The 9,586-nt window shown below is 69.5% G+C and carries 11 protein-coding genes; 4 read left to right on the forward strand and 7 right to left on the reverse strand.

Going from position 1 to position 9,586, the window contains the following annotated elements:
• Positions 1-360: hypothetical protein (locus K2Z83_RS10200; protein ID WP_220595073.1), on the reverse strand; the 360-nt coding region annotated here is incomplete at its 3' end.
• A 374-nt stretch (positions 361-734) separates the two neighbouring features.
• On the opposite strand from K2Z83_RS10200, the gene K2Z83_RS10205 reads away from it, so the two are divergent.
• Positions 735-1,706 carry an LLM class F420-dependent oxidoreductase gene (locus tag K2Z83_RS10205; RefSeq protein ID WP_220595074.1) on the forward strand — a complete coding sequence of 324 codons (972 nt, stop codon included), beginning with the start codon at positions 735-737 and terminating at the stop codon, positions 1,704-1,706.
• Between the two features lie 49 nt (positions 1,707-1,755).
• Here K2Z83_RS10205 and K2Z83_RS10210 read toward each other — a convergent pair whose 3' ends face one another.
• The 5 genes from K2Z83_RS10210 to K2Z83_RS10230 all read right to left on the reverse strand — a co-directional run bounded on the left by K2Z83_RS10210 (position 1,756) and on the right by K2Z83_RS10230 (position 5,489).
• A complete protein-coding gene (locus tag K2Z83_RS10210; protein WP_220595134.1) occupies positions 1,756-2,037 on the reverse strand; it encodes a YkgJ family cysteine cluster protein in 282 nt (93 codons plus the stop codon).
• Positions 2,038-2,105: 68 nt separating this feature from the next.
• Positions 2,106-2,780 (reverse strand): tRNA (guanosine(46)-N(7))-methyltransferase TrmB, encoded by a 675-nt coding sequence (locus K2Z83_RS10215; protein WP_220595075.1) that lies wholly within the window; start codon positions 2,778-2,780, stop codon positions 2,106-2,108.
• Positions 2,780-3,268, reverse strand: a complete 489-nt coding sequence (locus K2Z83_RS10220; protein WP_220595076.1) for a DinB family protein — start codon at positions 3,266-3,268, stop codon at positions 2,780-2,782. The genes K2Z83_RS10215 and K2Z83_RS10220 overlap by 1 nt, the downstream gene beginning before the upstream one ends.
• Positions 3,269-3,318: 50 nt before the next feature.
• Complete coding sequence (locus K2Z83_RS10225; protein ID WP_220595077.1) at positions 3,319-4,794, reverse strand: hypothetical protein; 1,476 nt, start codon at positions 4,792-4,794, stop codon at positions 3,319-3,321.
• A gap of 38 nt (positions 4,795-4,832) precedes the next feature.
• Entirely contained in the window at positions 4,833-5,489 is a 657-nt protein-coding gene (locus tag K2Z83_RS10230) for a DedA family protein (RefSeq protein WP_220595078.1), read from the reverse strand.
• 291 nt (positions 5,490-5,780) lie between these two features.
• Between K2Z83_RS10230 and K2Z83_RS10235 the strand changes: the two genes are divergently transcribed.
• Positions 5,781-6,938 carry a zinc ribbon domain-containing protein gene (locus K2Z83_RS10235; protein WP_220595079.1) on the forward strand — a complete coding sequence of 386 codons (1,158 nt, stop codon included), beginning with the start codon at positions 5,781-5,783 and terminating at the stop codon, positions 6,936-6,938.
• Here the strand turns inward: K2Z83_RS10235 and K2Z83_RS10240 are convergent.
• Positions 6,872-7,354 carry a cyclic nucleotide-binding domain-containing protein gene (locus tag K2Z83_RS10240; RefSeq protein WP_220595080.1) on the reverse strand — a complete coding sequence of 161 codons (483 nt, stop codon included), beginning with the start codon at positions 7,352-7,354 and terminating at the stop codon, positions 6,872-6,874. The two genes, K2Z83_RS10235 and K2Z83_RS10240, sit on opposite strands and share 67 nt — an antisense overlap.
• A gap of 190 nt (positions 7,355-7,544) precedes the next feature.
• Here K2Z83_RS10240 and K2Z83_RS10245 point away from each other — a divergent pair, with 190 nt between their 5' ends.
• Together K2Z83_RS10245 and K2Z83_RS10250 are read left to right on the forward strand one after the other, a co-directional pair.
• Entirely contained in the window at positions 7,545-8,234 is a 690-nt protein-coding gene (locus K2Z83_RS10245) for a response regulator (RefSeq protein WP_220595081.1), read from the forward strand.
• A gap of 75 nt (positions 8,235-8,309) precedes the next feature.
• The coding region (locus tag K2Z83_RS10250) for a cell wall metabolism sensor histidine kinase WalK (RefSeq protein WP_220595082.1) at positions 8,310-9,586 on the forward strand (1,277 nt) is incomplete at its 3' end.

Here is a 9,586-nt window from a genome sequence, read left to right on the forward strand (position 1 = left end):
ATCTATCTCCGTCCAGGGCTCCTCCTCGATATCCTCCTCCTCCTCGGGGACGAGGACCGGGCCGCGGTTGCGGGCCCAGAGCATCAGCTCATCGATCGTGTACCAGCCGGACTGGTAGCGCACCTGGTCGGTCGGGTTGAGCCAGAAGCGAATCTGGCCGTCCATCCACTGCCAGCGCTCCAGGGAGCGCCACTCCTTGCCCTGGTCGTCCAGCGCGCTCTTCAGGTCTTCGAGCATCCGCAGCAGCTCGGGGAGGGTGTGCCGGTTGCTATAGCGCAGCTCCAGCAGGCGCTGGTTCACCGCATCGCGCAGACGTTCGAGCTCCGAGACGCTCATGCCCTCGATATCGATATCGGTCACAGCGAGATCCTTTCTGTGGATATCGGTCAGCCGTGCGCCGGGGCGCTGTGTGTGGGTGAGGGGGCGATGGTGGCTGTTCCGCGCCGACATCCAATCCAGAGCGGAGAACGTGGGCGATACCCGGCCCGTACTGCGGTGTACGTCAAGGCCGAACATTATGCCCGCACATCTATCATACCGCAACTTTGTTACACCGACCTGTTTGGAGGGTGACACTTCTGTAACGCCGTGGACGCCGCGCCCACTACTTTGTGCTCTCCTGTACTATAATACGCATGAAACTAGCGTTTTGGTTCCAATCGTGCGGCGTGTTACGGCTGTATCGCAAGGTCTAGGCCTAGCGATCGCCTTGTCGCGTCGCCAGGGGAGAGATCATGGCTGTCCAGTTTGGCACGTTCGCGCCGCAGGGCTGGCGACTCGACCTGATCGAGATCGCCGACCCGGTAGAGAAATACGAGGCGATGACCGCCGTGGCCCAGGCCGCCGACGCCATCCCGGCCTACGACTCGGTCTGGGTCTACGACCATTTCCACACCGTGCCGCGAATCGAGCACGAGGCGGTGTTCGAGGCATGGACGATCACCGCCGCCCTGGCCCGCGACACCAAGCGGGTGAAGGTGGGCCAGATGGTGACCTGCCTGGGCTACCGCAACCCGGCCCTGGCGGCGAAGATCGCCTCGACGGTGGACGTGCTCAGCCACGGCCGGCTCTACTACGGGATCGGCGCGGGCTGGTACGAGCACGAGTGGAAGGCCTACGGCTACGGCTTCCCCGAGACGCGCGACCGCATGCGGGCCTTCCGCGAGGCCACCCAGATCCTGGTGAAGATGTGGACGGAGCCCGAGGCCAGCTTCGAGGGCGAGTACTACCAGATCCACGGGGCGATCAACGAGCCGAAGGGCGTGCAGAAGCCCTACCCCTCGCTCTGGATCGGCGGCGGCGGCGAGCAGATCACCCTGAAGCTGGTGGCCCAGTACGGCAACGCCTGCAACGTCGGCGGCAGCCCCGATCAGCTCAGCCATAAGTTCGACGTGCTGCGCGAGCACTGCGCGAAGCTCGGCCGCAGCTACGACGAGATCATCAGGTCCACCAACGTCAACATCGTCTTCGTGAAGCCCGACGACGACATCGCCGCCGCCACCGAGAAGGTGCGGGCCACCTACGGCTGGAGCGTCGAGCAGATGCGGCAGCAGGCGATCGTCGGCACGCCGCAGCAGGTGGCCGAGGAGATCCAGGCCAAGGTGGACGTGGGGGTGAACTATGTGATCACCTACTTCCCGCGCGTGGCCTACGACCACGCCCCGCTGCACACCTTCGCCGAGGAGGTCGCCCCGCTGATTAAGTAATTGAATATGCTGCGTGTGGCTGTGCGTAGCACAGCCACACGCAGCATATTCAATATTTTTTGGGCTGCGCTGACGCGCCTGGAGCAGTCTGCTGCTCCAGGCGCGTCAGCGCGATCATGGCCTCGGCGGCGCTGGCGCCGCACATCTCGGGCGTCGGGCGCAGGCTGGCGCAGACGGCCGGGCGCTCGGGCGCGCCGAAGATCAGGCAGCGGTTATCGGCGCTGAGCTGGGCGCAGCGCGCCCCCGCCGGCTTGCCCGCAGGCATCCCCGGGATGGGCGAGGAGATCGATGGGGCGATGCAGCAGGCCCCGCAGCCGGCGCGACAGTCCATAATGTTGAATGTTGAATGCTGAATGTTGAATGTTGAATGCCGCACATTCAGCATTCAACATTCAGCATTCAACATTTCTCCAGCTCCGCCCGGATGATCGGCCTGCCCTGGGCCTCCCAGCGGCGGTGGTAGTGCGACTTGAGCAGGTCGGAGAGGGCCAGCTCGTGCTCGGCCGGGTCGCGCAGGCGCAGGCCGGGGGCGGCGGGCAGCAGGCGCAGCAGCTCGGCGTAGAGGTCGGGCTGGTCGGTCATGAAGCTGAGGGTGCCGCCGGGCACAAGGGCGCGCTGCATCTGCTGGAGCAGGGCCGGGGCCACCAGGCGCGCCTTGCGGTGGCGGGGGCGCAGCAGCGGGGCCGGGAAGTGGACGTAGGCCGCCCGCAGCGCCCCGGCGGGGATGCGCCCGTAGGCCAGCAGCATGTCGCTCTGGAGAAACGTGACGTTGGGCAGACCGCGCCCCGCTGCCGTCTCCACCGCCTTGTAGAGCGGCTTCAGCGTGATGTCCACGCCAAGGTAGTTGGCCCCGGGCCGGGCCTCGGCCAGGGCGATGGCCAGCTCGCCGGTGGCGCAGCCGATGTCGATCTCCAGGGGCCGCCCGTCGCCGAAGAGGCCCGGCGAGCTGATCGGCGGGAAGGACTCGGGGCTGGCGTAGACCTCGTGGCTGGGCCAGATCAGCAGGTAGCGCGCGGCCACCTCGGGCGGCGGCGGCTCGACCTGCAGCCGGGCGGGGTAGCGTCCGCGGCCCATCAGATGACCTTGTCGTCCTTGCCGCTGGCCTGGCGCATGATCTCGGTCTGCCCGGTGTGGTAGGTGTCGTGGAAGTAGAGGAAGAGCAGGGCGCTGCCCAGGCGCGTCGTGCGCCCGCCGGGGCCGACGACCTCGCGGTCCATGTCCTCGTCGCTCATCGCGCCCAGCGCGGCGCTGAGCTTCTCCTGGGATCGCTCCAGGGCGCCGAGCATCAGCACCAGCGGCAGCGCGCCGTCGTCATCGGAGCCGAGGGGGTCCGAGTCGCGGGCGTAGCGGTCGGCCAGACCCTTATCCAGGGCCGCCCCCTCGCCGAGCAGCTCCATGATCACATTGCGGTTGGTGATGATGTGCCCGACGATCCAGTTCATGCAGTTGGCCCGGAAGGGCAGCTGGATGAGGCTCTCGGCGTGGGACATGTCCTTGGTCTGCATTTTCACGATCGCCACGTTGCGCCCGTAGGCGTCGGCCATCTGCTTGGGTGTGATCATCGCTCCGCTCCTTTGCGCCGCCATGTGTGCTGGCGCAAGTGTACCATACGCTACCGCCCGACCGCGCCGCAGGGGGTGCTGGCGGACTGGGAGGCGCAGTAGACCGCTGGGTCGGTGGCGTAGACCACCAGCGCGCCGGGGGGCAGGCTGTCGCGCAGGACGCCGTCGACGAGGGCGGGCGCGTCCTGGCGGGGGATGGACAGGCCGGCGGGCGAGGGGGCCGCCGGGTCGAGGGTGTAGCGGCCCAGGCTGCGGCGCACGGTCAGGCCGCCCAGGTCGAGGCTGAGCTGCTGGGGCGTGTCGGCCAGGTTGTAGGCGACCACCGCCAGGGCGCCGCCGAGGCCGCCGAGGACGGCCAGGCGCAGCCCGGGGCACTGCTCGCGGTCGCAGCTGTGGCCGTAGACGCTGGCCTTGTCGGGCAGGTGGGCGGCCATCATCTGCCAGGCGTAGTAGGCCGGCTTTAGGGCGTAGCCGCTGTCGTAGACGCCCCAGAGTCCCCACTCGGGCATGTTCGTCGTGTTGTAGATCTGGTCCTGCACGTTCCAGACCGCCAGGGCCGCCAGGCCGTGGTTCATCCCGCCGATGGCGAAGATCGGCAGGGAGCGCCAGTCGTCGTTCTTGGCGGTCAGCTCGCCGAACTCGGTCAGCCAGATCTGCTTGCCGGTCGGCGCGACGGCGGCGGCCAGCCGGTCGGCGGCGGCGACGAAGCCCGCCTCCAGCGGCGCGGCCGCGTAGTAGTGGAAGTCGTACAGGTCGAGCAGCGGGTCGAGGCCGGGCGTGTCGCGGGCGATCAGCAGCTCCTCGACGAAGCTGTCGGGGCCGAAGATCGCCACATCGCCCAGGCCAGATGCGGCCAGGCGCTCGCGCAGCAGGCCGAGGGGCCGCACGAGGCCGGCGGCGTCGGTGCCGGCCAGCTCGTTCGGCCCGCCCACATAGGCCACATTGCTGAAGCGGAGGCCCGAGCCGTCGAGGCCGCGCAGGTGGCGCAGCAGGTCGGCCGTCAGATCGGCCCAGCGCGCCTCGTGGGCCGGGTCGGGGAAGGGCAGCGCCGGGCGCAGCTCGCTGTCCCTGGCGTCGGCCGGGCCGGCGGAGAGCCAGGGCGGCAGCGACCAGATCGTGAGCATGATCTTGGTGTTTGCGGCGCGGTGGACGGCCAGGTTCGCGTAGAGCGCCCGCATGGCCGGGCTATCCCAGGTGTAGCCCTCGGGGGTGGGCGCGAACCAGCTCACATCGATGAACTTGCGCGCGAGGGGCATCGCGAGCGCGCGCAGGCGCGGGCTCACATAGGCGTCGATATCGGCGGCGGGGCGGGCGCCGGCGGCCCGGTTCGGCCCGCTCCAGAGCAGGTTGCTGTCGTCCTCGGCGCCCAGGCCCATGAAGCTGCCGTTCAGGGTGAGCGTGCGCGCCGGGTCAACCCGCACGCTGACGGCGGCGGGCGGGCGCGCGGCGGCCGGCCGCGCGCTGAGGGCGACGCTCAGGGTGATCAGGATCAGCAGCGCGCGGCGCGCGGCGGGTCGGCGGGTCATAGCGGAGGCTTTCAGCAGCAGGGTGTATGCATATCGTATCACATATCCGCCGCCGCCTCGGCGGAGGGCTGGCGCATGGCGAGCACGCGGCGGGCGACGAAGATGATCGCCGCCAGGGCGATGGCGAGCACCACCAGCTTCTGGTAGCGGTCCACCACGCCGAGCACGAGCTGCCAGTTGGCGCCGAGGATCATGCCCGCCGTGGTGAGCAGGGCCGTCCAGGCCGCCGAGCCGACGGCGGTGAAGAGCAGGAACCGGCCGATGGGCATGCGGTTCATCCCGGCCGGCAGCGAGATCAGGCTGCGGACGAGGGGCACCACCCGCCCGCCGAGGACGATCATGTCGCCGTGGCGGTCGAAGGCGGCCAGGGTGCGGTCGAGGTCGGCTTCGCGCAGCAGGAAGAAGCGGCCGTAGCGGCGGAAGAAGGGGCGCACCAGGGGCTCGCCGGCGAACATGCCGACATAGTAGAGGGCCAGCGCGCCGAGCACCGAGCCGAGCGTGCCGGCGAACACCGTCCAGAAGAGGCTATACGTGCCGCGGGCGACCATAAAGCCGGCGAAGGGCATCACCAGCTCGGAGGGGATGGGCGGGAAGAGGTTCTCCGCCAGCATCACCACGGTGATGCCGGGGTAGCCGAGGGCGGCGATGATCTGCTCGATCCAGACGCGGACAGTCTCCATGATCTGCGAGAGCATTGGGCGGGTTCCTCACTGCGATAGGGCGGCGGCCATGTGCCACAGGGCACCATAGCGCAGCCGGGCCGCCTATCCCAGGGGATTCTGCCGCCGGGGGGAGGGAAGATCTTCCCTGCCGGCCTACCCGGCAGCGTATAATAGGGCAATGTCTGGGCGATGAATCAGGGAAGTGGAAGAATTTAAATATCCCGATGGATGCGTGATGCGTGATGCGTGACCGAGTTACGGATCACGCATCACGCATCACGACGGGACGATTAGAAAGATCCGCACTGGTCGAAGGGAAATCCAATGAGCACATCCTCTCCCCCCTGGCCCAAGTTCTGCCGCCACTGCGGTGTCGGCCTGCCGCCCGGCCAGCCGCGCTTCTGCATCGAGTGCGGCGGCGATGTCGCGCCCCGCGACGCGCCCGCGCCGCCCGCGCCCCCGCCCGCGCGGCGCGAGCCGGCTCGCGCCGCGCGGACCCAGAGGCAGAAGGGCAAGCCGGCTCCGACCGTGCGCCTCGGCAACGCCGGGGTCGAGCAGAGCGTGATCGGCGGCACCGTGCAGCTGCCCACATCGGGGGCCACCCCGCCCGGCCTCTGGGTGCTCGACGAGCCGCCCGGCCCCGACGCCGTGCTGGCCATCTACGCGCCGCTGCGGGCCGTGGTGGGCGGCTGGAGCGGCCTGGTCGGCAAGGGCTGGCAGGCCGACGGCAGCCAGGACCAGCCCGACGGCCGGGCGATCTTCCGCTTCAGCGCCGCGATCGAGTGGTTCCCCGCCCCCGGCTGCGGCGCGGGCCTGCGCCTGCGCGCCCGCATCGGCGCCGACTCGCGCGGGAAGGAGGGCCGCGAGCGGCGCGGCTTCCGCTACCTGGCCCACCACGATGCGCCCATGCGCCTGCTGGAGGCCGCCTGGGTCGGCCCCGACGGCGCGCCCCGCGACGACATCCCCCTGCCCCAGATCCAGATTATGGCCCCGCCCCGCGTGCCCCGCGTCTCCGACTACGATGAGCAGGTCGCCACCATGCCCGCCGCCGAGGCCGAGCGCTGGGCCGCCGGCAGCCAGGCCCCAGGGGTCTACCACCTCAATGGCGTGACGACGCCGACCCAGGCGCAGACGCCGGTCGGCCGCGGGATCGTGCTCACCCCAGTCGGCCTATTCGAGCGCCGGCTGCGCGGCATCCTCCCGCAGGGGGTCATCGACTTCGGCGCGGGCGACCGCTTCCGCGTGCAGCTTATGCGGCCCTACACCTGCGATATGGCCGCCTGGGTCAGGCAGCTCAGGAAGATCCGCGCCGAGGCCCGCGAGCTCGGCATGGCCATGGAGGCCGAGCCGGCCGCCGAGTGGTGGCTCGACCGCAACGGCTACGATGGGGTGATCCTCACCAAGGCCCAGGCCCGCTACGGCGCCGCCCAGGCCGCGATCGCCTTCCGCCGCTCCCAGATCGTCCGCGTGTCACACGAGTGACGGCTCCCAGGGCTAAAGCGCAGATACCCGGTCAGCACGCGGATGAGGCCGCGCCCGATCCCCGGCTGGTGCCTGAGCAGGTCGAAGAGCAGATCGTAGTCGAGCCGCAGCAGCAGCAGGTCATCGAGGGCCGTGACCGAGGCCACCCGGGGCGCCGGGTCGAGGACCGCCATCTCGCCGAAGACCTCGCGCGGGCCGAGGGTGTTGAGGGTGTGCTCGCCATCGTGGACCCGCGCCAGCCCCTCGACGATCAGGTACATGCTTGTGCCCAGGTTGCCCTTGTGAAAGACCAGCGCCCCCTCGGGGTACTCCTCCTCAACCAGCAGGTCGGCGATCTCGGCGAGCGACTCCTCGGGCGTGCTCGCGAAGAGGTCGGCGCCTTTTAGCGCGATCAGCCGCTCGATCTGGCTCAGCATAGGCTCTCCTCACCCTTGGGGTCGCCGCGGCGCCTGATGACGCCATCATTGCCGCTGTGCCATTATACGGCAAAGGCTCGCTCGGTCGGCGCGCCCGTATCGCCCTGGCTACTCTAGGCCTACGCGCCCCCTATAGCGAATCTAAACGCGGGCCTGCTATACTTGGGCCAGCGAAGGAGGAGAAAACCTGATGGCCAAGACAATCCTGGCGGTGGACGACCACGCCAACGTGCGGGCGCTGCTCAAAGACTACCTGGGCGAGAACGGGTTTCGCGTGATCACCGCGAGCGATGGCGCTGAGGCCCTGATGGTCGCCGGCCGCGAGCTTCCCGACCTCATCCTGCTCGATGTGATGATGCCCAACCTCGACGGCTTCGAGTTCATGAAGGTCTTCCGCAAGCGCCACACGATCCCGATCATCATGCTCACCGCCCGAGTCGCCGAGTCCGACAAGGTCGTTGGCCTGGAGCTCGGCGCCGACGACTATGTGACCAAGCCCTTCGGCATGCACGAGCTGCTGGCCCGCATCCGCGCCGTGCTGCGCCGCACCTCGCCCGAGGCCGCCGCCCCCGAGGAGCTGCTGCGCGTGGGCGACCTGAGCCTGGACCGGGCCACCCGCGGGGTGAGCGTGGCCGGCCGCGCGATCGGCCTGACCCCCTCGGAGTTCGAGCTGCTGGCCGCCCTGATGGAGTCGCCCGGGCGCGTCTTCACCCGCGAGCAGCTCCTGGAGCGGCTCCAGGGCAACGACTACGAGGGCGTCGAGCGCACCATCGACGTCCACATCCGCAACATCCGCAAGAAGCTTGAGCCCGACCCGGCCCAGCCCCGCTATGTCGAGACGGTCTTTGGGGTTGGCTATCGCTGTCGGGTTGATCAGTAAACCTGTCAGCTGCGGCCCCAACTCACCCCTATGCTGCGGAGGCGTCTCTGGCCGCAGCTGACAGGTTGCATAGCTATGAGATCGCTCAGCTCAAAACTCGTGCTGGCCTTCCTGATCACTAGCCTGGCGGGCGCCGTCCTGGCGGCGATCTTCGTGCGCCAGTTTGTCAACACCCAGTTCGACGCCTTTGTCGTCGGCCAGCAGCGCGACTTCTTCGCCGGTAGGGTGCTCGACTACTATGTCGCGAACGGCAGCCTCAGCGGCGTTAGCCAGTGGATGCGCGACCGCACCAACCGCCGCCCGCCAGATGATCAGCCGCCCGGCGGCCTGCCACCTCACGAGGACCAGCTGAGTATCCGCTTTGGGCTGGCCGACCCCGCCGGGCAGGTACTCATCCCTATCGATAGCTACAAGGCCGGCGATACCCTCGCCCCGGCGGCCCTCGCCGCCGCCACGCCGATCCGCAGCGGCGGCCAGATCATCGCCGTGGCCCTCACCCCCCGCGACGCCGCCACCCGCGACCCGGCCCAGGAGCGCTATATCGCCAGCACCGACGCGGCCCTCGCCATCGCCGCCGCCGCCACCGCCATGATCGCCGTCGTGCTCGGGGTGCTCCTGTCACGTCTGATCACCCGTCCCCTGCACGAGCTCACCGCCGCCGCCCGCCAGATCGCCGGCGGCGACCTGGGCCGGCAGGTCGTGGTGCGCTCGCGCGATGAGCTTGGCGACCTGGCGACTCAGTTTAACCACATGAGCGCCGACATCGCCCACGCCAACCAGCTGCGCCGCCAGATGACCGCCGACATCGCCCACGACCTGCGCACGCCCCTGACGGTGATCTCGGGCTACCTCGAGTCGCTGCGCGACCAGGTGCTCAAGCCCACGCCCGAGCGCTTCGCCGTGCTCTACGACGAGACCCAGATCCTCCAGCGCCTCGTGGACGACCTGCACACGCTCTCGCTCGCCGACGCCGGTGAGCTGCCGATCCAGCGCCGGCCCACCGAGCCGGCCCAGATCCTCGCCCACGTGGCCGAGACCTACGGCCACAGCGCCGAGCAGGCCGGCGTCAGCCTCGTCACGCGGGCCAGCGGGCCGCTGCCCGAGGTCAGCGTGGACTACGAGCGCATGAGCCGCGCCCTCGGCAACCTGGTGAGCAACGCCCTGCGATACACGCCCGCCGGCGGCACGATCTTGATGAGCACCGGCGTAGAGGGCGGGCACCTCCTGCTCAGCGTCGCCGACACCGGCAGCGGGATCGCCGCCGAGCACCTGCCGAATATCTTCGAGCGCTTCTACCGCGCCGACGCCTCGCGCCAGCAGCAGACCGGCGGCTCGGGACTGGGCCTGGCGAT

Origin of the sequence: Oscillochloris sp. ZM17-4, from assembly GCF_019599295.1 — a bacterium.
In the GTDB taxonomy this organism is placed as follows: Bacteria; Chloroflexota; Chloroflexia; order Chloroflexales; family Chloroflexaceae; genus Oscillochloris.